The sequence below is a fragment of the Saprospiraceae bacterium genome (genome assembly GCA_016713025.1).
Classification (GTDB): domain Bacteria; phylum Bacteroidota; class Bacteroidia; order Chitinophagales; family Saprospiraceae; genus OLB9.
The window spans coordinates 2,731,744-2,753,948 of the sequence record JADJPZ010000004.1 but is presented as its reverse complement, the minus strand read 5'-3'; the positions used below and the strand labels follow the sequence as shown (position 1 = coordinate 2,753,948).

22 protein-coding genes are annotated in these 22,205 nt (G+C 34.6%); 10 read left to right on the top strand and 12 right to left on the bottom strand.

Annotated features, from left to right (window positions below; translation table 11 throughout):
• Positions 1-115 precede the first annotated feature (115 nt).
• Positions 116-1,390 (top strand): hypothetical protein, encoded by a 1,275-nt coding sequence (locus tag IPK35_17960; GenBank protein MBK8055101.1) that lies wholly within the window; start codon positions 116-118, stop codon positions 1,388-1,390.
• Here the strand turns inward: IPK35_17960 and IPK35_17955 are convergent.
• Positions 1,351-2,706 carry a hypothetical protein gene (locus IPK35_17955; protein ID MBK8055100.1) on the bottom strand — a complete coding sequence of 452 codons (1,356 nt, stop codon included), beginning with the start codon at positions 2,704-2,706 and terminating at the stop codon, positions 1,351-1,353. The genes IPK35_17960 and IPK35_17955 overlap by 40 nt on opposite strands.
• Complete coding sequence (locus tag IPK35_17950; GenBank protein ID MBK8055099.1) at positions 2,687-3,643, bottom strand: hypothetical protein; 957 nt, start codon at positions 3,641-3,643, stop codon at positions 2,687-2,689. Before IPK35_17950 ends, IPK35_17955 begins: the two co-directional genes overlap by 20 nt.
• An 82-nt stretch (positions 3,644-3,725) precedes the next feature.
• On the opposite strand from IPK35_17950, the gene IPK35_17945 reads away from it, so the two are divergent.
• Genes IPK35_17945 through IPK35_17920 form a run of 6 tightly spaced genes read left to right on the top strand, consistent with a single transcriptional unit; the run spans position 3,726 to position 7,128 of the window.
• Positions 3,726-4,316, top strand: a complete 591-nt coding sequence (locus IPK35_17945) for a hypothetical protein (protein ID MBK8055098.1) — start codon at positions 3,726-3,728, stop codon at positions 4,314-4,316.
• Positions 4,297-4,791, top strand: a complete 495-nt coding sequence (locus IPK35_17940; protein MBK8055097.1) for a glycosyltransferase family 4 protein — start codon at positions 4,297-4,299, stop codon at positions 4,789-4,791. The genes IPK35_17945 and IPK35_17940 overlap by 20 nt, the downstream gene beginning before the upstream one ends.
• A gap of 1 nt (position 4,792) precedes the next feature.
• On the top strand, positions 4,793-5,008 hold the full coding sequence (locus IPK35_17935; GenBank protein MBK8055096.1) for a hypothetical protein: 216 nt from the start codon (positions 4,793-4,795) through the stop codon (positions 5,006-5,008).
• A gap of 24 nt (positions 5,009-5,032) precedes the next feature.
• Positions 5,033-5,515: an AAA family ATPase gene (locus IPK35_17930; GenBank protein ID MBK8055095.1), complete on the top strand. Its 483-nt coding sequence runs from the start codon at positions 5,033-5,035 to the stop codon at positions 5,513-5,515.
• Positions 5,516-5,554: 39 nt separating this feature from the next.
• On the top strand, positions 5,555-6,226 hold the full coding sequence (locus IPK35_17925) for an ATP-binding protein (GenBank protein MBK8055094.1): 672 nt from the start codon (positions 5,555-5,557) through the stop codon (positions 6,224-6,226).
• A gap of 5 nt (positions 6,227-6,231) precedes the next feature.
• Entirely contained in the window at positions 6,232-7,128 is an 897-nt protein-coding gene (locus IPK35_17920) for a glycosyltransferase family 2 protein (protein ID MBK8055093.1), read from the top strand.
• On the opposite strand, the gene IPK35_17915 is transcribed toward IPK35_17920, so the two are convergent.
• Positions 7,079-7,996 carry a glycosyltransferase family 2 protein gene (locus IPK35_17915; GenBank protein ID MBK8055092.1) on the bottom strand — a complete coding sequence of 306 codons (918 nt, stop codon included), beginning with the start codon at positions 7,994-7,996 and terminating at the stop codon, positions 7,079-7,081. The genes IPK35_17920 and IPK35_17915 overlap by 50 nt on opposite strands.
• Positions 7,997-8,005: 9 nt before the next feature.
• Complete coding sequence (locus IPK35_17910; GenBank protein ID MBK8055091.1) at positions 8,006-8,809, bottom strand: glycosyltransferase family 2 protein; 804 nt, start codon at positions 8,807-8,809, stop codon at positions 8,006-8,008.
• A 180-nt stretch (positions 8,810-8,989) separates the two neighbouring features.
• On the opposite strand from IPK35_17910, the gene IPK35_17905 reads away from it, so the two are divergent.
• Positions 8,990-10,138: a polysaccharide pyruvyl transferase family protein gene (locus IPK35_17905; protein ID MBK8055090.1), complete on the top strand. Its 1,149-nt coding sequence runs from the start codon at positions 8,990-8,992 to the stop codon at positions 10,136-10,138.
• Here IPK35_17905 and IPK35_17900 read toward each other — a convergent pair.
• Positions 10,111-11,250 carry an ABC transporter ATP-binding protein gene (locus IPK35_17900; GenBank protein ID MBK8055089.1) on the bottom strand — a complete coding sequence of 380 codons (1,140 nt, stop codon included), beginning with the start codon at positions 11,248-11,250 and terminating at the stop codon, positions 10,111-10,113. The two genes, IPK35_17905 and IPK35_17900, sit on opposite strands and share 28 nt — an antisense overlap.
• A 227-nt stretch (positions 11,251-11,477) precedes the next feature.
• Positions 11,478-12,335: an ABC transporter permease gene (locus IPK35_17895; protein MBK8055088.1), complete on the bottom strand. Its 858-nt coding sequence runs from the start codon at positions 12,333-12,335 to the stop codon at positions 11,478-11,480.
• 44 nt (positions 12,336-12,379) lie between these two features.
• Here IPK35_17895 and IPK35_17890 point away from each other — a divergent pair, with 44 nt between their 5' ends.
• Both IPK35_17890 and IPK35_17885 read left to right on the top strand, forming a co-directional pair.
• Positions 12,380-12,631 carry a hypothetical protein gene (locus IPK35_17890; GenBank protein MBK8055087.1) on the top strand — a complete coding sequence of 84 codons (252 nt, stop codon included), beginning with the start codon at positions 12,380-12,382 and terminating at the stop codon, positions 12,629-12,631.
• Entirely contained in the window at positions 12,618-12,950 is a 333-nt protein-coding gene (locus IPK35_17885) for a hypothetical protein (GenBank protein ID MBK8055086.1), read from the top strand. The genes IPK35_17890 and IPK35_17885 overlap by 14 nt, the downstream gene beginning before the upstream one ends.
• A 39-nt stretch (positions 12,951-12,989) precedes the next feature.
• Here IPK35_17885 and IPK35_17880 read toward each other — a convergent pair whose 3' ends face one another.
• The 6 genes from IPK35_17880 to IPK35_17855 form a co-directional block, all read right to left on the bottom strand.
• Positions 12,990-13,562, bottom strand: a complete 573-nt coding sequence (locus IPK35_17880; protein MBK8055085.1) for a transposase — start codon at positions 13,560-13,562, stop codon at positions 12,990-12,992.
• 842 nt (positions 13,563-14,404) lie between these two features.
• On the bottom strand, positions 14,405-15,508 hold the full coding sequence (locus IPK35_17875) for a T9SS type A sorting domain-containing protein (GenBank protein MBK8055084.1): 1,104 nt from the start codon (positions 15,506-15,508) through the stop codon (positions 14,405-14,407).
• 554 nt (positions 15,509-16,062) lie between these two features.
• A complete protein-coding gene (locus IPK35_17870; GenBank protein MBK8055083.1) occupies positions 16,063-19,383 on the bottom strand; it encodes a hypothetical protein in 3,321 nt (1,106 codons plus the stop codon).
• Positions 19,384-19,506: 123 nt separating this feature from the next.
• Entirely contained in the window at positions 19,507-20,544 is a 1,038-nt protein-coding gene (locus IPK35_17865; GenBank protein MBK8055082.1) for an NAD-dependent epimerase/dehydratase family protein, read from the bottom strand.
• Positions 20,545-20,752: 208 nt separating this feature from the next.
• The gene (locus IPK35_17860) at positions 20,753-21,175 is read right to left on the bottom strand and encodes a phosphoheptose isomerase (protein MBK8055081.1); all 423 of its coding nucleotides are present in this window, start codon (positions 21,173-21,175) and stop codon (positions 20,753-20,755) included.
• 26 nt (positions 21,176-21,201) lie between these two features.
• A complete protein-coding gene (locus IPK35_17855; GenBank protein ID MBK8055080.1) occupies positions 21,202-22,026 on the bottom strand; it encodes a peptidoglycan DD-metalloendopeptidase family protein in 825 nt (274 codons plus the stop codon).
• Positions 22,027-22,205: the final 179 nt, after the last annotated feature.

Genomic DNA, 22,205 nt, shown 5'->3' with positions numbered 1-22,205 from the left:
AACAGTTTGCTTGTCGTAGCGTCCCGCAAGGATACCATATTCCAAGGCTTTCAGCCTGGGAGATAACTACAAAAATTACCACTTAATACCATAACTTCCTGATAATTAGTCAGATTTGAAACCGTCATTATTATACATTTCTTATTACTTTCCGCCGATCAAATCTATTGCGGTAAAGCGTAATTATTTTTTAGCCAAAGGTTTAAGGAATTATTTTGGAGATGTGCAGGTATTGACAACTTCCAATTACAAATCATTGGATCAGGAAGCAATGCCTTTGGATGGGTTATCTGTAAAGTACTTAGCTACTTTTGATTATCGGACCATACTGGCTAAATTCAGAAGAAAGAAAAGTACCCATTTTTCTGAAGAGAAAAAATCAGGATGGATTGTTCAATTATTTATCAGGTTAAATGAATCTTTTCCTTTTAATTTATTGATTGGAGAAGGAGGTATTATTTATATCCTTCATGGTTTAATCGAAGGAATCAGGATACTAAAAAAGAAGGATAAAAAAATTATTATAACATCTTTCAGACCTTTTTCAAATGTATGTATCGGCTACTTGCTAAAAATAAGATATCCTAAGGCAGATTGGGTTGTTAGTTTTCATGATTTTCCAATAGAAAATTTAAGAAAAAATGTAATTTTAAAAAAACTTCAATTCTGGGTTTGGAAAAAGTTTCTCAGTAAATGCAACAAGGCTTTTACAGTTTCAAACGGGATTACCCATCTCATACAAGCTATGAATCCCAATGTTATCACCATCATGAATGGAATCATACCAAGGAAGTCGGTCAACCAAAATTCAAAGAAATTCAGGATTGTTTACACTGGCTCCATTTATCTGGGATTTAGAGATCCCACTCTTTTGTTCAGGTCTTTTTCCGAAATGGTACAAAATAAAATGGTAGATAAAAATAAGGTTGAATTAATTTATGCAGGGAAAGACAATACTATCTGGAATAAGATGATTTCATCCTTTAGTTTGAATGAAGTCAGCCTTGTATTAAATGATCTTCCAACACACGAAGCTTTAGCTTTGCAGGAGTCAGCCCACTTAAATGTATTATTAACCTGGGCCACCCATGAACAAAAAGGCATCCTTACAGGAAAATTATTCGAATATTTAGGATGTGGAAATCCTGTACTAGCCATAATCAATGGTACAAATGATCAAGAAATTACTTCACTGTTTGATGAAATTGGTTGTGGAAAAGTGGTATCATCAGATGATTTAGGTGCCGATGATCATATTAAAACTTTCATAAAGCAATTATATCAGGATTGGGAAAATGGAAAATCATTTCCTTCCTATTACCCAAATCTTAAGGAATACAGCTGGGAACATCAGGTTGAAAGATTGGCTGAATTTGTACTACATCCTTGAAAAGTATCCAAATACCACTTTTTTAATAATGCAGCATCTACCAATACAGGATCAAAAAAACTATTATGAAAATTGAAGGTGATGTGGGTATAATTTTTATTTTTTTCTATAAAATCCGATATGTGTGGCCCCCAGTTTTCATTCACCCTGTTGACATCTCTTAATGCTGAAATATCCATCACAATGAGAGGAATTTCCAAAAAATCAAATGAACTTTCTGTATCAAAATGATATAAATGATAAGGAAAACCTGTTCCGCATCTGAACCCAATGGTATCCCTGTATCCAATACTGGAATCAGTCATTAGCCCTAGCTCATCTACAATTTTGCTTGTTCTTTTAATATCAAATCTTAAAAAATGTTGCCTGCTGTCATTGATGACCTCTTCAGAAGCCTGATTTAAATGGTGCCATTCTTTTTTCATCATACCCAGGTCATCAATGGTATTATAACTCGGATGTAAACCAATTGTATAACCCAATTTTTTGGATTGTGACATGATGTTCTTAGCATCCGGAGCATGGATGTCAAAAAAACCTTCATATTGTGTTTGGCCACCTACGAGCCAAAACAGGATTTTTTGGGTGATTTTTGGATGGTCATTGATTAGTAACCAATCAAAGCTATCATAAGGATCATGATTTATACCTGATAAATATCTGATATAGTATTTTAAATGACGAAATAGTTTACTGAACTTATTGACCTGATATAGCATAATATTGCCAAATCCTCTTAAAAACTTATAAAATGAAGGATATTTTTTTAAAACATCCACATCATGAGTGATGGTAAATGTTGTCTCAAGTTTTTTAGGAATTAATCCCACTTTTTCATAGAAATAGAGCACCAGTAAATCAACGACTGGAATAGAATGTAAATTGTTTTTGACCAGGTATTGTTCTTTTGAAGCCATGGTACCATGCTCATCCATTTGATCAGTGCTTGCATACCATTCTTCATACCTGCTGATATGGAAAAATATAGTTTCAAAAATATCGAAGGGCATGAAGTCTGATCCGCCACGATGAGCAAATCCTTTTAACAAATGCTCTTGATATGTAAATTCGTATTCAACAACTTTAAGATTTGAGTTGACAAATGGTTCAAAATAGACTTTTTGAGGGATGATATGATGTGAACCACCTTTGGATGAGTAATGGAAGGTAATATCAGCCCTGTCAAAATCGTTGATTGAAAAGTGTAAATGATCAGGTGCGCATGGATGGTTCTGTAAAAAATCCAATACGTATCTTAATCTGCAAACAAAGGCTTTCTCAATCAATCCATCAGTATCAACGGTTACTTTTATCATAATAGCTTTTGATACGGTAAGCAATATCCCAAAATATGTTTTTGGCTTTGTATATGCGGTGGTAATGTTTTGGTCTTGCTCCAAAGCTGCTGTAAAGATGGGCTAAACCTTTTATCATACTACCTTCAAAATCAAAATTATCTACATACTGACTTGAAAATTTTATGGCTTGAGCAAGTAAATAGTGAACAGCGCCGTAATTATTTCTATTGAATGGGTCTGATCCAATTAACAAAGAATAAGCTATATTTTGGTCAAAAACTAAATACACTGCGGATTGGACTACATTATTATAATCCAGTGCGACTAATAATTTTCTTTTGTTTTTCAATGCTAACTGTTTATCAAGCTGTATAAATTGTTTTTCTTCAATCGGTGGGTCAATGTTTTTTGATAACCACAATTTTTCTGAAAAATGATAAATATCTTTGATATTTTCTGATTCTTTAAATATGAATAAAGTTTTTCCTTTATTCAATTTCCTTTGTGTTTGTGATGAACACATATTCTGGTGCCATTGTTTGATATTCTCAATTGTGTAAGTAATTCTTGAAGTTTGATTAAAACCTTGCCAAAAAATAGGAAGCCACTGATTATAGTCCGGTAAACAACTTTGAGTAAAGTAAGTAATTTTAGGCAGTTTTGAAATTAAATTTTCGATAATTTTGGTAGAATCCTGCAACTCATTATTCTCCAAAAGAATTATACCGGTATGTGGGGTTAAAGGTGGGTTTGTAATAATACTTTGACCATATTTTTTTGTAGTATAATAAACCAAAATTCCATTGATAGTGTCTTTAGTGCTAAAATTCAATATTACATTCCATTGACCCCGATGACACAGGATGTCCAACCAATATGGTTGAAAAAAAATTGGAATTTGATCTTCATTAATGTGACAAAAATCTTTATATTTTTGTATTGATGTGTTATTCATTGCGATGAATTATTCGAACTCAAAATTAGAAAAATTTTTATAGTTTTAAATCGGATTAAAAGGTTGTTTTAAAAATAAAGGAGTGGACAAACAAAGAAAAAGAGTGTTTTATTGTTATTTTGGACAAAAAGAGTTTAACACAAATGATTTTAAAATATTAGAAACTGAGTTTGATGTTTATAAGTTTCAATACAAAACAAAAGTGAGCTTTCTTGGAAAAGTTCTATCAGTGTTGGAGTCATTTCTAAAAGCTATTTATTTTGTACCAAAATGCGATGTAGTTTATTCCTTTTTTGTGGCATATCATTGTTTTTTTCCAGTATTAATCGGTAGAATGTTAGGAAAAAGGATAGTCTTAACTATTGGCGGTTTTGATGCGATGTCAATACCTTCTATAAAATATGGTATATTTTACCAAAAAGGACTGTTACCATTTATTTCAAAAATCATTTACAGATTGGCGGATGTAATTTTACCTGTTGATTCAAGCCTTGCTTCATCTATAAATTACTATGCAGATCCACTTGGAATTGGTTACGTAACAGGTTTTAAAAATCACGTAAGGGGGATAAGAGCAGATGTATTTGAATTGCCAACAGGGTATGATCCAAATAAGTATTTTAGGAATATGGCAATTATGAGAGAAAAAAGTTTTGGCATTAGCTTCTATTGACAATTATGAAGATTTCAAGCGAAAGGGTTACGACTTAATATTGGAGGCAGCAAAACTAATGCCCGATATAAAGTTTTCTATTGTAGGAATTACTGAGAAACTTAAATCAGATTTAAACATTAAACTGGACAACTTAGAGATTATTGATTTCATCGCACATTCAGAAATTGTAGATATGTTTTCCAGGTATAAAGTTTTTTTACAATTGTCTATGGCAGAGGGATTACCTAATACTCTTTGTGAAGCTATGTTGTGTGAATGTATCCCAGTAGGTTCAAATGTAAATGGTATTCCTAAAGCTATTGGAGATACTGGATTTATTATAAATAAAAGGGATGTTTTTCAATTGGAATTATTTATTAGAGAAGCATTAAATTTTAATGATGACGCGGGTTTGAAAGCAAGACAAAGAATTATTGCTCTCTTTCCTTATGAACTCAGAAAGGAAAAACTAATTCAACATATAATGCCTTAAAATGAAAAGTTCTAGTCCTTTTTTCTCCATCATCATCGCAACTTGCAATCTTGCTCATACTATACGGAGACCCATTGATAGTATCATAGCTCAGACTTTTACAGATTGGGAGTTGATCAGGTGGGCAATATGCTCTTGGAAAAAGCAAAAAATCAATAAATATGCTTTTTTAAGAAGCGATATTAGGATAAAAATGCTTTTTGAAGATGCAAAATAACTGTCTTTGTACCAAAAAAATGTAATGGATGTTCTTTATAGGTATCATCAGATGTTTTTAAATGCTACAAAAGCTAGCTTTAGAAGGGATCTTATATCTAAAATCAATTGGACCAATAGAATGATTGGTATAAAAGGAGCAAGAGGAGTGGGCAAAACAACCCTTCTGGCACAGCACATTGCTGAATCTTTTAGAAATGATCAATCCGCATTGTACGTCAGTATGGATAATTTGGCGATGAAAGGAATGTCATTATTCGAAATCGCACAGCAACATTATCAATCTGGCGGAACCCATCTTTTTGTGGACGAAGTGCATAAATACGTAGATTGGTCTTTTTCGCTAAAAAATATTTATGACTTATTGCCTGACTTACATGTAGTATTTACAGGTTCTTCTATGATGGCAATACACAAATCTCAAGCAGATCTAAGCCGAAGAGCTGTCATTTATGATTTGCATGGATTATCGTTGAGAGAATTTATAAATATAGAATTAGGCTTGTAGTTGCCTACCTATTCTCTGGAGGAGATATTAACTAATCATTTGGAAATTGCACAAACTATAAAGTCTCAAGTCAAGATTTTAAAAACATTTGGGGAGTATTTAGAGATGGGGTACTACCCATTTTATCTCGAAGGTAAAAGTTCTTATGGTCTAAGACTAGAACAAACCATAAATACGATACTCGATGTGGATCTAGCCTACAGCATAGAAAGTAATGTAGAAAATATCTACAAACTCAAAAAATTACTCCACTCATTGGCAAACTCCATCCCTTTTCAACCCAATATAAGTAAATTGGCAGGAAGTTTTGAATTGTCCAGAAACTCACTTAACAAATACTTGTATCAATTGGATGAGGCTTGTTTATTGACAGTACTGCTGGATAATGGTAAATTTTATAGTCATATCAGCAAACCCGAAAAAATCTATATGCATAATCCTAATTTGATTTATGTATTTAGTAACCAAAGCCCAAATGTTGGGACCGTCAGAGAGACATTTTTTGTAAATCAGATGAGGAATGTTTATCAAATCAATTATGCTGACAAAGGAAATTTTTTAGTGAATGAAAAATATATATTTGAGATAGGTGGCAAAGGCAAGACCTATAAACAGATAGCGGATCTACCTGATAGCTATGTAGTAAGTGATGAAATAATCACAGGTGTAAAAAATAAAATTCCCATTTGGTTATTTGGATTTCTATATTGATCATTATGCCCTTCTTCTCCATCATCATCCCCACTTACAATCGTGCCCATACTATCCGAAGGCCGCTAGATAGTATATTGGCTCAGACTTTTACAGATTGGGAGTTGATCATTGTAGATGATGGCAGCACAGACGATACCCAATCTGTTGTTGATTCATATCATGATGTAAGAATTAGTTATGTCTGGCAAGAAAATCAAGAAAGAAGCGCCGCTCGAAATCATGGCATAAGATTGGCAAAAGGAGAGTGGATTTGTTTTCTTGACAGTGATGATGAGTATATGAACCACCATTTGGAAACTCATTACAATTGTATAATAGAAAATCCAACTATCAAAGCATTTAGAACTGGCCTATTTTACTTTAAAGATGGCAATTGTATTAAAAAAACTTTAAATAGCCCTGGTGGTTTCTTAGATCACTATCCTTTCGAGCATGTTCCTTATTTTTCTTTTCATTCTAAAATCTTTAATGATGTAATGTTTGATGAGCGGTTTTTTATTTTGGAGGACATGCACTTTTTACTGAGGCTTAGCAAAAAATATGAGATTAAACAAATTGATGACTGGTCATACATCTATCATTCAAATCATTTTAATAGTGGAGGTGTAGGAATAAATTACGTAAAAAACCTAATGAATAGAAAAGCATGTTTGAACGATATGCTGAATTTTAGTACAGGATCAGTAAAACATTATGTGAAATGGACTATCTGTACGGCAGAAATATTTATGATGTTTGGTCATCTAAAATATAATAAAATTAAATTTCCAAAATCTATTGTTGATAATATTAAAATATTATTTCGATTTCCTTTAGTATACTTGAAAGTGGTATTAAGAATGCTTTATGTCAAGATAGGTGAATGGTCCGGTCTTTATCGTACGAAATATCGGTTTTGAACATCAATCTATAAACAAATACTGGTAATAGCAGGATTTTAAAAAGTTTTTTAGGTTTTATTTTACCTCCAGTAAACCATAGAAAGTCGTACTCAATATATGTTTTAAAGTTATGCCAAATAACAGCAAGATTAATTTTATGTTGAATTGTAAATTTAAATAGTTTTAAGTAAAGTTGTCTTCGATAAAATATAGTCTCAGTTTTTTGCAAAGTAGTATTTTTATCATGTATTCTATAAACAACTTTTGGATCCAAATTATTTGAAGAAACGGTATTAGTATAATGTAATAGTCGATAAATAAAGTCGAGATCTTCACCTTGTTTTAAACTTTCGTCAAACTCAAAATTAATTTTTAAAGCATTTTTTTTTACAGTTAAGGCTATAAAATGGAAGTTTTGAATAGTATTAAATGTTAATATGGATATTTTATCAAATTTTTTTTTGGGACCAATTAATGACTTATTAAATAAATTGTAATTAACTGGATTTTTGCCTTTATTATTACTTATAATAGTTGTACTTGCTATAGCGTCAATATGAATGTAGCTTCGAAATATTTTATCATCCTCATCAAACCTCCCATCCAAATAATAATCATCCGCATCCAAAAAAGCGATATATTCACATGTGGCATTTCTCAAACCTACATTCCTGGCAGCTCCTGCACCTTTGATGCCTTCATTCCTGAATAGTCTCACTCTTTTATCTTTCTTAACCCAAGCTTCACACTTTTCCCAACTTCCATCAGTGGATCTGTCGTCGATTAAAATCACTTCCCCTGTCTGTGGCTGATCAAACGCAGATTGTAAACATTTATCCAAAAATGGAGCTGCGTTGTAAACTGGTATGATGACGGAGACTTGCATTTTTAAAATTTACCTTAATTTACCAAGATAATAAATGAAAGGGCTAAATGAATCAAATAATAAGTTTTGCCAGAAATAATCTCTGGAAATAAGTAATTTTACTAAATTAAGTAACAAACGTTTCGGAATACCTAAGGTGGACCTGCCAAACCTGTATAATCTTTCAGTTAAAGAAGGATTTTCTTCTAATTTATGGCTTCTTCCAAGTTCGTACTTATATAAGAGCATATTTTTTAGAATTAGCCTGTTATCCTTATTCACTAGATGATAAATTTTTAAATCAGGATCGAAGGCAATTTTTCCTTTAATTTCATAAATTTTTTTTTGCAAGATTACTTCTTCACCATATCTAATTTTTTTTCCGATCATTCCCAGATGCGCATCAAAACCTCCCACTTTAGTTAAAATTAACTTATTATATAATACAATTCCTCCATGTGGTATATTAAAAGGACAAATTTGTAAATCATTTGAATATTTTAGTTTTGTTCCAAAATCAGCCGGTATCCATTTAGGTCTCTCACCTTCAAAGTAACCATAATACATCCCTCCCACACAATCAAAATCTCCTCTATTAACGAGATAAAAAGCCCTCTTCAACAAATCTGGAAATGCAATGGCATCATCGTCCAGGTATAAAATCCAATCTGTCTTTGCCTCTTTAATGCCTCGATTTCTGGCATAGCTTAGTCCTAATTGGGGTTCAATGACATATCGTAAGTTTTCATATTTTATTGTATATTGACAGACAATCTGAGACGTGTTATCATTTGAATTATTGTCAATAACAATGATTTCAATATCATCATTCAATTGAGGTATTAAAGAGTCAAGGCATTTTTTAAAAGTCTTGAGCGATTAAATGTACAAATGACTATTGAAAGAAGCATATTTTAAAATTTATAATTCAGTATTTTTGTATTCATTTGTCATTAAATAATTAGATACAAAATTAGGAAAATATTAATTAAACGCACTTTAAACCAATTTAATATGAGGGCATTAATAGGAGATTTTTATTTAACTTTAAGTGAATTCTATTTAATAAAAATAACTAAAGTTTTCTTAAAAAGAATTTTGCCAACTCGAATAATAATAAAACTCTTATATTTTGTTAAAAAAAATTCATCAGAAGATTTTTATTTTAAGAATAAATATCATCTAGAAAATAAAATACTTGTGTTTTTTACTCCTGATTATGGTAATCTTGGCGATCTGGCAATTTATGACTCTCAAATAAAATTTTTTAAAGATACTTTACCTTGGCATGAAATTGTAGAAATTCCATTAAAAAAAACAATTGAAGGAGTATTTTTTTTTAGAAATAAGATGTTTGAAAATGATTTGGTTACTTTATTGGGGGGTGGATGTTTTGGTGATTTGAATGTAGAGGTAGAATTATATCGTCAAATGATTGTTAGAAAATTTGAAAATAGTTTTATTGTATCATTTCCTCAAACTGTAAATTTTTCAACAACCCGCTCTGGTCAAAAAATATTAAATAAATCGAAAAGAATTTATTGTAAACATAATCGATTATTGATTACAGTTAGAGATATTAATTCATTTAATTTTATTAAAAGTAACTTCCCCAAAGTCGAAACAATGCTAATACCCGATTTAGTTTTTTACAAAAATATAAGTAGTAAATATAGAAGAATTGGGATTAAAGTCTCATTAAGAAAGGACAAAGAAATTGACAATGATGAAAGAAAAAGTTTAGCAGAATCTCGATTATTTGAAATATTTGAAAGAAATATTGAAGAAATCTCTAATATTATTGAAGTAACTAATACATCAATAATGGAAATTCAGCAATACGAGCTCAAACAATTATTAATAAAGATTGCCAGTAGTCGAATTGTTATAACAGATAGACTCCATGGTATGATATTTTGTTATATCACACAGACTCCATGTATAGTAATTAACGATAAATATAAAAAAGTTCAAGGAAGTTACAATTGGATTAAAAAAGCTCCTTTCATAAAATTCTTAAATATAGATATTTTTGCTGATGAGATTATTGATTTTATTGAATTTTATTTAAGTAATGAAGTTGAGGAGTACAAGATTGACTTTAAAGAAAAATTTGATGAATTAAAACATTATATTTATTCAAATATAAATAAATTACCGTAATAATTTTTAGGCAAATATTGATTTTTGTTGGTACAATCGATAAAAAAACTGAAAGAATTTTCATCTAAAACGTTTTCTAAAGTGTCAAAAATTACTATTTTTAGGATATATTGGTCAGGTTTAATAAATGTGTTTCCGTTTAAATTAAATGTGACTTCGCAATTTTTTTCAATTATATTTTCGTAAAGATGCTTAAAAATATTGAAAATTCTATTTCCATAAATATCGTTGACACCTATCAAAATAGAAATTTTTTCTGAAGGTGGCTGTTTAAAATATATAATAAATTGGTTTTGATTTGTTGAAAAACTTTTTAAATATTTACTTTCATTTAAATTTATAGTTTTTTTGTCTTTACTTCTATTTTTTTGATAATCTCCAATGTAAAGTTGAATACTTTTATTAAGATTATCATTCATTTTTATCATTCCATTGTCAACATAAATCCCAATTTTACAAATTTGTACCAATTTTTTTAGCTCATGGCTAACAAACAAAATAGTCTTCCCTTCTCCCTTACTCACATCATCCATCTTACCGATACATTTTTTCTGAAACTCGGCATCACCTACTGCCAGCACCTCATCTATTAGCAGGATTTCTGCATCGAGGTGTGCAGCAACAGAAAATGCCAGGCGCATCTGCATGCCACTGCTGTAGTGTTTGAGCGGAGTGTCTATAAAACTTTCCACACCAGAAAAATCAACGATTTCATCAAACTTGCGTTTGATTTCTGCATGTTTCATCCCCAGAATCGAGCCGTTAAAAAAAACGTTTTCCCTTCCGGTCAGCTCCGGATGGAAGCCTGTACCCACTTCCAGCAGACTGGCCACTCTTCCCCGCAATATGATCTCCCCTTTGGTCGGTGGTGTAATCCTGCTCAGTATCTTCAGCAAGGTGGACTTTCCCGCTCCATTTCTCCCTATGATGCCCACCGACTCTCCCGCCTCCACTTTAAAATCAATCTCTTCCAGTGCCCAGAATTTTTCCTTATCTTCACCCAACCACCTTCCCGGCATACCTGCGATGGTATCCCGAAGACTTTTGTACTTCCGGTCGATACCTTTTTGGTATTCTTTCCAGACGTGATTGACTTCGATGATGGGCTTCATTTTTTAATTACTAATGAGGAATTACGAATTAAGAGTGGGCGTTTTGTCTGCTTTAGATTTATTGAAATGTGTGATTTGAGCTTGTTTTAAAGTGGCAAAGTTATGAAATTTTAAACATTTGTCAAAGTGCAGCTTACCGGCGTGTATAACAAAATAAAAGTTGTAAATAGTAAATAGTAAAGTTTGTTTTAAAACAAATATAGACCAATACCCTATAATGACCAATGTCAAACAATATCTGCAAAATAGGCTTCTGTTTTCCTGAAAGTGTAAATCGAAATAATATATAGCATGATCATCACTGCCGGCACCCACCACGAAATCTCCGGCCAGATGATCGAGTCATGATAGGTGATATTGTTTCTGACCAATTCTATCGCATAGTTCAAAGGATTGAGTTCTAATATCTTCCTGATCCAATTCTGCCTGATGATGCTGGTATCATACATCACAGGGGTGATAAAAAACAGGGTTTGTATCAAAAACGGAAGCACATACCGCACATCCCGGTATTTGACATTGATGGCTGATAAAAAAGTACCGAGACTAAATGCCGCAAACACCGCAATACCATATGCCATCAGCACGCTGATACCGAGATGTAGCCAGGCAATGTCGATTACATTGGACATGGAAAAGTACATCAGTAGCCCATAAAACAGCACCAAACTGATCAAAAAATCAAAGGAAGAAGTGAGTACTGCCGATATGGGTATCACCAAACGTGGAAAGTATATTTTTTTGATGATATTGGCATTGCTCACCATCGATTGTGACGCATGCGTGACCGCATGATTAAAAAGATTCCAGATCAGCAAACCACTCAGATAATAAATCGGAGCAGGCATATTACCCGTTTTTATACCCAAGCCCTGTGCCAGCAGCAATACAAAAATGGTCATCATAGCCAGTGGTTGGAGTACGGTCCATAAGATACCAAGTGCCGCCTGTTTGTATCTCACCTTGATCTCCTTCCACGTAAAGAAGTACAGCAATTCGCGATATTGCCATAGCTCCTTCCATCCTAATGTAAATACGGATTTGGGTTTTATGATAATTTCGAATGGCATTTCTGTAGCAGACATCAGACAAAGTTTTATTAAGGTTGTGTGCACAAAGGTAGTTATTTATGTCACATTCAAAGACATACCGTTTGTCAAAGTCTTATCTGACTTTGACGGAACCTATCTTACGGTCTCTGACCGGTTGTAAAACTAATTCTCCGGTCATGAGACCGGCAGATATTGGTCCTAAATCGGAGACTTTGGACAACGGCAACATTAACTTCTCGTTTGTCAAAGTCTTATCTAACTTTGACGGAAGCTATCTTACGGTCTCTGACCGGTTGAAAGACAAGCTCTTCGGTCATGAGACCGGCTGATAATGGACCAAAAGTCGGAGACTTTGGACAACATCTACATCATAGTCGTTTGTCAAAGTCTTATCTGACTTTGACGGAATCTATCTTACGGTCTCTGACCGATTGTAAAACTAATTCTCCGGTCATGAGACCGACAGATAATGGACCAAAAGTCGGAGACTTTGGACAACATCTAAATCATAGTCGTTTGTCAAAGTCTTATCTGACTTTGACGGAAGCTATCTTACGGTCTCTGACCGGTTGTAAAACTAACTCTCCTGTCATTAGCCCACTAGCTAGATGCCCAACAGTCGGAGACATTGGGCGACATCTATTTTAGGTATCTTAAAGTAAAAGCCTTGGATAATATAAAAATGCATTATGATCCAATGTATCCAATATCTGAATGTGATATATCCAATAAAGTTACTGCCATGACTCCTGAATCGTTTTTATAATTTGAAGCACTGCTGTATCTATATTCTTCTGGTTCATTTACCCAACCAGCTCTAACAGGGTTAAGATGTATGTAATCTAACTTTTGCCTTATAAATTTTGGAGATTGTAACTCAATTGGATGGTTTCCATTTTGCCAAACTTGATGAAAACTGTTATTATTGTTCAATTTTGCATGATATTCAAATATTATCTTGAGCCATTCACTTCTGCTTTCTTCATGTCCTTTCATTTTTTTAATTATTTCTGCAGAGGTGAACTTTTTAAAATCTCTTATCAAATCGGAAAGATTTCCATCCTTTGATTGCCATATACAATGAAAATGATTAGTCATGATAACATATGCGTAAACAATCAGTCCTTTGTTAGCTGTACAGTATTTCATGCTTTCAATTAAAACATCCCTATATGATTGACGAGAAAAAATATCAGCCCAACCTACTATTGTCATTGTCAGAAAGTGGATTTCAGTTTGATTTTCGATTTTGTATCCCATAATAAAATTTAGAATTTTTAACATCGTTTGTCAAAGTCTTATCTGACTTTGACGGAATCTATCATACGGTCTCTGACCGGTTGTAAAACTAATTCTCCGGTCATGAGGCCGGCAGATAATGGTCCAAAAGTCAGAGACTTTGGACAACGTGACTTTTTCTTTGTTTGTCAAAGTCTTATCTGACTTTGACGGAATCTATCATACGGTCTTTGACCGGTTGTAAAACTAATTCTCCGGTCATGAGGCCGGCAGATAATGGTCCAAAAGTCAGAGACTTTGGACAACGTGACTTTTTCTTTGTTTGTCAAAGTCTTACCTGACTTTGACAGAATCTATCTTACGGTCTCTGACCGGTTGTAAAACTAATTCTCCGGTCATGAGACCGGCAGATAAAGGTCCAAAAGTCGGAGACTTTGGACAACGTAACATTAACTTCGTTTGTCAAAGTCTTACTTGACTTTGACGGAACCTATCTTACGGTCTCTGACCGATTGTAAAACTAATTCTCCGGTCATGAGACCGGCAGATAATGGACCAAAAGTCGGAGACTTTGGACAACGTAACATTATCTTCGTTTGTCAAAGTCTTATTTGACTTTGATGGAATCTATCTTACGGTCTCGGACCGGTTGTAAAACAAACTCTCCGGTCATGAGACCGGCAGATAATGGTCCTAAAGTCGGAGACTTTGGACAACGCAACATTATCTTCGTTTGTCAAAGTCTTACCTGACTTTGACGGAATCTATCTTACGGTCTCTGACCGATTGTAAAACTAATTCTCCGGTCATGAGACCGGCCGATAATGGTCCAAAAGTCAGAGACTTTGGACAACAAGAAATTGTCATCTCAAGATCACCATCTTCCCGAATCCTTCCTTAAAGTACTTATCGGTTTCGTTCTGTCCGAATTGTTCGTAAACAGATTTATCCTTTTTACGGGTGTTGATTTTATATAGATAGACGCCATTACCTAGTTTGCTGCCATATTCATCGGTGCCATCCCATCGATATTCTGTGCGGTTGAGACCTATTCGAAGTGGGCCGAGTTCTTCTTTTGTGATTTCCCGCACTACCTTGCCGGAGAGTGTCATGATGGAGATAGACATGATATCAGGCACTTCTGCCCCCGTAAGTGTGAATACAAACTGAGTAGAAGTGGAAAACGGATTAGGGTAGTTGAGTACGTTGCTGACGCTCTGTTTTTCTATGACCCTGAAATTGACACTTCTGGGGTTGACACCTGATTTGTTACCTGATGCATCTTTGGCTTGTATGATGAGCTTGTATTCTCCTTCTTTTAGTGTGGGATAATATTGAATTTTAGCTGTTTTGTTACTTCCTCCTGCAGGAGTAAACTTGATCTGAGGGCTGCTGACAGGTATGGTCAGTACCTGATTTCTGCCGGTGTCTAATTTGATTTCGAAGAGGTTGGGATCGGTGACCGGCAGGAAGGTATTGTCATCTTCCAGGGTGACCAGGATTTCAGGTTTGGGAGAGACAATGTCTCCATCCATGATTCTGACCCCGTCAAAGTAGATATCCAGGAGTGGATTGGTATTGTCCCGCTGGACGCCAAACTGTTTGGTGAGCGTATTATTAAATTGATGTAATTCGGGCTGCTGATTGTCAGGATTGATTTCAATGATCATGCGTACATCCGTGAGGTTACCGGCTCCGATGGTAAACTCTATGAAGTCGCTGATTTTCTGTCCTATACCCAGTTTGCCAATTTTTTTGAAGGCAGTGACCGATTGATTTTCTCCCGTGATGTAGGAGTATTTTACCAGGATGCTGTCCATGGCCACATAATTCACATTGGTGACATCGTAGAATATTTTTATTTTTTCGCCCTGTTTGATGTCATTGGATGCCAGATTGGGTTCGGTTTTTATGAAGGAAATGGCAGCGTCAGGAAGCGGCCAATATGAAAACCGCCAATAGTTCAATTGAATAGGTGACCTATCATTTAAATCTGTAACTATATATTGTAAGTTAAGATTTAATAATTCAATATTATTGGGATTAATTTCTTGTCCGTTTTTAATATTTGATATAAATATGTTTTTAGATTGATTTAAAGTTGTGGTTAAAACATTAACGGTATCAATATCTTCTAATGTATTTTTATTATAAGTATTGAATTTTATATAGCCAGTTTTTAAAAATTTTTCAGTTTTTGTTGAATTTGTTAATCCTTTTGTTTTGAATCTATAAATATAAGATGAAGTTTCAATGATATCATTTATATTATTAGCGATTTTTTCATCAAGAAGACCAATTTTACCGTTAAAAATTTGAACAGCATAAGGAACAGAACCTTTAAATGTTAATTCTCTAATTTTTTTTGCTCCTAACTTTTCTAATACTGAGAAAATACTTTTACCATAAATTATAGAATCCCCGCTCCATTCATTTGGTTTATAATCAGAATTAATATTATTTTGAATAGTGTAGAAGTTTATTGTATATCCACTTTTAATTTGAGTTTCAATAAAATCAATTACTTTTTTCTATTTTCAGGAGAATCAGTTTTAAATGCAAAGAGGTGAACATTTTCAGAGGTTGGATTGATACTTCCGAAATTTCCTCCTGGTGGATTAAATAAATTAAATAAAGTTTTTTCGTTATTCACTATAATTCCAATTCCAGCATCCAGATAACGCCATCCCCAAGAAGAAGCGTAATTTACATTTTGAACAATATAACCAGGTTTATCATCTTCACTCCAAAGCTTATTTCTTATTTTAATATTAAAATATTGCTTCCCAAACTCAAATCTCCTTCCCGACTCCTCACTGATTTCAAAGTCGGTAAAATCATTTTGGGTGAACTGAAAGAAGTGACTCTGATTCCAGCCTTCCTCTTCATTGGGCAGGAAGGCAAAGGATGCCTGTGACCATTTATATCCCTGACCTGGGATGCTATCCGGACTTACCCGCCAGTAATACACTCTATCCGGCACTAAAAGCATCTTTGGCACATATTGTATCAGCCCGCCTTCAGATTCCACTTTGGCGGTTTCTTTGATGGAACTGGTGAAATAGGCTGTGGTGTCGATCTGAAATACAAAACTTCCTTTGGCAACGGGGACACTACTTGTAGATGCTTTAAGAATAAAATGATCTTTGGTATTGATCATGGCAAAATCAGGCGGATAGACTGTAGTAGCAAAATTGTCAGACACAAAAAACTCGAATCCCTTCAGGTTATTGACATATAGCTCATTGTTTCCTTCGGCTTCCGGATTGGGTAGTTCTGATACTTTATTGAGCGGGTCGATACTGGCATATATTTTGTTTTTACCAACAGATGCCTGACCATGATTTTTGAGCGACACAACTACTTTTTCTGTATTTTCAATTTTGTATTTTGTTAACCTTATGGTGTCAGCTATCCGACCATTAGGCAACTCATGAAAGAAGGTCAGATCTACAGAGTCATTTTTGGCAGCGCCTATATTGGCTACATTGATCTCGAGTTTATAGTCCTTTAGTGCAGCTTGTACATCCTGTGGATTAGTCCGGGCAGTCGTGCCGTCAAAAATATAATCAGGTCCACCAAAGATATAGGGTTTCAGTGCCGGATCTCCATGCAGGGTTAGTTGAGAAAACAATGCCAGATCAGAAAACTGCGATGTTCTGTTTTGTTCTGCAATGTACCTGATCACTTCACCGAAAGTAGGATATTTTCTGTCTTTCAAGAGCAGCTGATAGAAACGGGCACCATAGGTGGATAATGCGGGAATAAATGCTGACCCTGTAGATGCCAGAAAACCGATAGAGCCACGATTTTTTTCAAGCACAAACAATTCACTGATGCCTCTTGATGTACCATGAAGGTTGCCTGAGTAACATCCGAATGAATTGATAAAAGGATACTTACCAAAATTATCATAGTTACGTGGATTTTCTATAGAAAAATCCCAGGAATTAGTCGCTGAGTGTCCAAAAAAGTTGATCAAACTCACTCCGTTTTCAAAAAGTTCATTTATTTCTTCATTTACCACAAAAGTAACAGCATCCGAACTGCGTTTGTAATACGCCCGTACATCCGCACCATAGATCGTATCTTTAAGATAGGATGCCATACCTTCCAGTCCGCTTCTGATAGCATTTTGTTCTCCATCGTTTTTACCACCACCCAGGTTCATCACCCTTTTCATCCAGTACTTGTCTTCTATCGTCTGGGGTTTAAATGGTGCCTGCTCATATTCTCTGACCTTATCCAGATAGTTGCGGATATCATCTGGTGTTCGCGCAGCTATTCTACCTACAGCAAAATACGGATCCGGAAAATTTCCTTCTGAAAACAGCATATTATCAGATCCGATATAGCCATAGGTGGGGACATAAAAAATGCGGTCAGTATTGTTGATGACATCATTTTCTGAACGCATATAAGGGTATTCCACTCCTTTTCCCAGTAGCATGACAAATTTGACATCCGGCCAGGTGACCTTCATAAATGCCGACAGATGTTTTATGCCTATAAAATGTCTGTCTATACCATAAGCAAAATGATCATAAATATCCTGCATATCCAGCACATCGGTCTTATATCCGCCACCTACATTGCTGGACCTGTAGTCTGCATACTCTTTGACAGCATTTTGACCGGATGGTTGAAGGGATTTGGTGGTTATGATGACATATTGCTGCCCTTTATTTTCAAATGTCTTTGGAGTAAATACAGAAATGGATGCTACGTTTTTTGTCCCTGAGCCTGTATTAACCAGGACGAGATGCGATTCATTGATCGTACCATTGAGGATGGCTTGTATTTTACCTGCTTCAGTTCTGGTATTGTATCTGAAATGGTTGGCTACATCATACAGGATGACATTTTTATTTTCTGTCTGAAAGGATGCAATATCGAGCATACGTCTGCCTAAAGAAGCTGCAAGTTTAAATTCATAAGTAGACTTGTTTCCAAAATCAAATATTCTGGGAAATTTCACCAGCGCATTGGCTATGATGTGCCTGTCGTCTGAGGTATTGACATTATTCAGATTTAATGTATTGGAAGTCAATAGTTCATTTTTATTGAGTACAAAACGATGTTGTGTAGTTAGTTTTGGATTTGTAGACTTTTTATCCTTGAGTACACCATTCCATCGGATTTCCAGCACTGATGCTCTGTTGTTTTGTCCTGTCCTGAATTCCAGGATCGGATCTGGCCCTGTATTGACGTACCCGGAGATGTTGAGTTTTGTATCAGATTTTTGTAATGTGCCGGAAGCGAAACCTTCACTTGGCTCAAACTGAGAATACCTGACATCAAAATCTACATTTTTAAAATAAGTGTGTGTATATACCACTTTTTCTTCATGGATGTAATAGGGCAGTGGCGTAAGTGTATTGTTGGTAAAATCAGGATTGATCTGATTATATCTCAGGTTGACTGTTTCCGGAGAGAGAGTCAGAAAGTAGGTATTCGTATCGGTGATAAAAGAATAATCAGGATTGAGCAAGTCCTTTTTCCAATCTCTAAACAAAAGAGAATCAACACCTATGGTATTTTTTACGCCATAAAATTCAAACCAGGCACCTGATCCAAAATTATTGTTACTCACATGGATAGCCTGCTCTTTTCCCAGATTATATAACTTCAAAGCACTACCATCAATTGTTCCTTGCGGTAGTCCCGCTGCGACGAGTTCTTCATAGGTCACTTTATAAATGCCGTTTTCAGCAACTTTTATTTTGTAGTATTTTTTGGATGGATTGATCCATTCATTGGCGAATTTATTTTGACCACTTAGGGCAGACCCTATTGAAAGCAGTACAATGAGTGCAAGGTAATTTTTAAAATTTAACATCATATTACGTTATTGATCAATATGTTATTCTATATAGATGACTATATAACGCAAAATTAAGTGAAATTGTATATGAATAATTGAAAATGTCACTTAAAATGTAAAAGATTTTACTTTCAGGTTGGTTTAAATATCCAGAATACCTGATTTTTTACCATTTGGATAGGAAGTCAAGAAAACTTTGCAACTATCTTCGATGGTCTTTTCGATAGTAGTGTATTGCAGATTCAATTCCTGGACAGACTTCTCATTGACATAATATGACTCCGCTGACATTGAAACCACGGTTTCGCGTGTGATCACCGGTTTTTGGTGCAGCAACCACGACCTTATAGATTCAAGTCGCCATAAAAGATTTCCCATACGGGATCTTAAGGCTTGTTTTGGCGCATAGACATGGAGACGATTTGCGATTTTTTCAAATATAGACTGATAAGTGTGATTTTCAGAACTGATGATATATCGTTCGCCATTATATTGCGATGTCAAGCATTGGAATACAGCAGTAGCTACATCTCTCACATCTACCCAGCCTGTTGACCCTGTGGGGTAGTATTTTAGTCCATCATATACTCTATTATATATTTGTGCACTTGAATCATGCCATTTTCCGGCACCCAGTACCATGGATGGATTCAGAATGGTGGTATTAAGGCCTTCAGCATGTCCTCTCCATACCTCCTGTTCAGCAAGGAATTTGCTTAGACCATACGTAGTATCGTATTGACTTTTGGAAAAAATATTATTTTCTGTTATGGTCTCTTCTTTTCTTCTTCTACCCAAAGCAGCCACAGAACTAATGTGAATAAATTTTGAAACCTGATTGTCTAATGCCGCATTAACCAGATTTGAAGTACCATCCATGGCAGTGGTGATCATTTTTTTGAAGTTCCCGGGATCAAATGTGACTATGGCTGCAGCATGAATGATGATGTCTACACCATTTATGATTTCATCAAGGAAGCAGATATCCATAATATCGCCTGTGACCCAATCGACATCAGCTATACCTGACGTCATTTCCATAGATGAATCAGGTCTTTTTATACAAACAATATTATTGTAGCCTTCTGATGATAATTTTCGCAGTATATAACTACCCAAAAATCCCGTGGCACCAGTGATAAGTATTTTACTTGAAGTTGGAAACATGGGCTTCAGCATAACGGGGCATCTTTATGTAAGATTTGTAAGGTGAGTTTGAAAGATTTTATATATTAAAATATATTAAAATCTAATGTCGTTTAGTTAAGACATCTTTATGAAGTCTTTCCCTTGTAAGGGAAAGATTTAGATAGGGTAAAAACAAAGAAAAATTCCTTATCTAAACGACATTGTCTTAAAATCTTCCAAACATACCCTACAGGTTATATCAGGGTTCAAATACTTCTATGGTGGCATTTACTCTGACTAAGTCAGTAAATTTGCCTTTGAATCTTGTTGCTTTTACAAGATGATTGTCTATCCAATGATAATTGCCTCCGCGCGGTTTTCCTACCAATAAACCATGGTATTTGAAGCCATGTTTTTTCAACCAATATTCGGTGATTTCACGATGTTCTTCCGTTCTGGAAGTAAAAAAAGTAATAATATGGCCTTCTTCATACCACTTATTGCATATTTCCAAAGCATCAGGATATACATCGCAAGTACCCATTCTTTCCGGTTCTTCATTGGGTACATCATCACAAATCGTTCCATCTATATCAATAAGATAATTTTTGATATCATCGGGTAATACCGGACTCAGGTTTTCACCTTTGTCATTTTTTACATTTTTAAGATTTTGATCCATTATAAACTAAATAAATATTTTACACATTATTGAAAACCTATATATTTTTCAGGATTGACATATTTGCCATCATACCACATCTCAAAATGAAGGTGTGGACCTGTGGTCATTTCTCCTGAATTGCCTATGATTGCGACGGCCTGACCTGTTTTTACCACATCGCCTGTCTTTACCAAAAGTACAGAATTGTGCTTATATACTGAGACGACATTCTTCTGATGTTGTATGTATACTGAGTTTCCTGTACTCACCGATTGTTCAGCACTGATGACAACTCCATCCAGAATCGATTTTATTGGTGTATCTTTTGCCGAGACTATATCTACTCCAAAGTGTCGCGTTGATGGGTTGAATCCCGCTGAAATCTTACCTGAAACCGGGGTAGCAAATTTTAAAAAGTCTAACTCTTTTGCTCTGTTGGTCTCTGCAAGGTCATCCTGATTGATTAGTTCCGGCCTTACACTCTTCAAAGCTTCCAGGGAGTCTATCTTTTCAACACTACTATTGTGAATACCTCCTGTCAGCATATTTTTAAGCCCTGTGGTATAAGTATCGTAAGCGGAAACTTCCTTTTCAAGCTCGTCTACTTTTTTGGATAGTTCGATAAATTTCTTATTATCATTGATATCACCATAACCCGGTATCAGTCTTTTGACTGGCGTAAAAACTATAAAAGAAATCACCAAACCCGCTAACACAAAAGCAATCACACTGATCAGAGTATAAAAACTAAGCAAGGATAAATTGTATGACCCGACCTCCTCGAGGTTTTCATCATCAAGAATAGAGATCCTGTAGGTATCTCTGATTCTGTCCCACCATTTTCTTTTCAGATGAAATCCTTTGTCCACAAACGATTTTTATACCAAAAAATAAAATAATTTTCTGCAAAATTAGTTATATTAATCCTTACAGTATGATAATTATAGAATTATTAACAAAAACTGGAATTATCTTTGTCGGAAATTGTAAACATTACTTTTAATTATAATATATTTTGAAACATAGATTCTTAACTTTATTAGCCATT

Bases quoted from the DNA above. Each gene is read 5' to 3' on its own strand.
- IPK35_17955 (MBK8055100.1), bottom strand. From the start codon at position 2,706: ATGATAAAAGTAACCGTTGATACTGATGGATTGATTGAGAAAGCCTTT.
- IPK35_17950 (MBK8055099.1), bottom strand. From the start codon at position 3,643: ATGAATAACACATCAATACAAAAATATAAAGATTTTTGTCACATTAAT.
- IPK35_17935 (MBK8055096.1), top strand. From the start codon at position 4,793: ATGAAAAGTTCTAGTCCTTTTTTCTCCATCATCATCGCAACTTGCAAT.
- IPK35_17930 (MBK8055095.1), top strand. From the start codon at position 5,033: ATGGATGTTCTTTATAGGTATCATCAGATGTTTTTAAATGCTACAAAA.
- IPK35_17920 (MBK8055093.1), top strand. From the start codon at position 6,232: ATGCCCTTCTTCTCCATCATCATCCCCACTTACAATCGTGCCCATACT.
- IPK35_17915 (MBK8055092.1), bottom strand. From the start codon at position 7,996: ATGCAAGTCTCCGTCATCATACCAGTTTACAACGCAGCTCCATTTTTG.
- IPK35_17905 (MBK8055090.1), top strand. From the start codon at position 8,990: ATGAGGGCATTAATAGGAGATTTTTATTTAACTTTAAGTGAATTCTAT.
- IPK35_17900 (MBK8055089.1), bottom strand. From the start codon at position 11,250: ATGAAGCCCATCATCGAAGTCAATCACGTCTGGAAAGAATACCAAAAA.
- IPK35_17895 (MBK8055088.1), bottom strand. From the start codon at position 12,335: ATGTCTGCTACAGAAATGCCATTCGAAATTATCATAAAACCCAAATCC.
- IPK35_17890 (MBK8055087.1), top strand. From the start codon at position 12,380: ATGTCACATTCAAAGACATACCGTTTGTCAAAGTCTTATCTGACTTTG.
- IPK35_17885 (MBK8055086.1), top strand. From the start codon at position 12,618: ATGAGACCGGCTGATAATGGACCAAAAGTCGGAGACTTTGGACAACAT.
- IPK35_17880 (MBK8055085.1), bottom strand. From the start codon at position 13,562: ATGGGATACAAAATCGAAAATCAAACTGAAATCCACTTTCTGACAATG.
- IPK35_17870 (MBK8055083.1), bottom strand. From the start codon at position 19,383: ATGATGTTAAATTTTAAAAATTACCTTGCACTCATTGTACTGCTTTCA.
- IPK35_17865 (MBK8055082.1), bottom strand. From the start codon at position 20,544: ATGCTGAAGCCCATGTTTCCAACTTCAAGTAAAATACTTATCACTGGT.
- IPK35_17860 (MBK8055081.1), bottom strand. From the start codon at position 21,175: ATGGATCAAAATCTTAAAAATGTAAAAAATGACAAAGGTGAAAACCTG.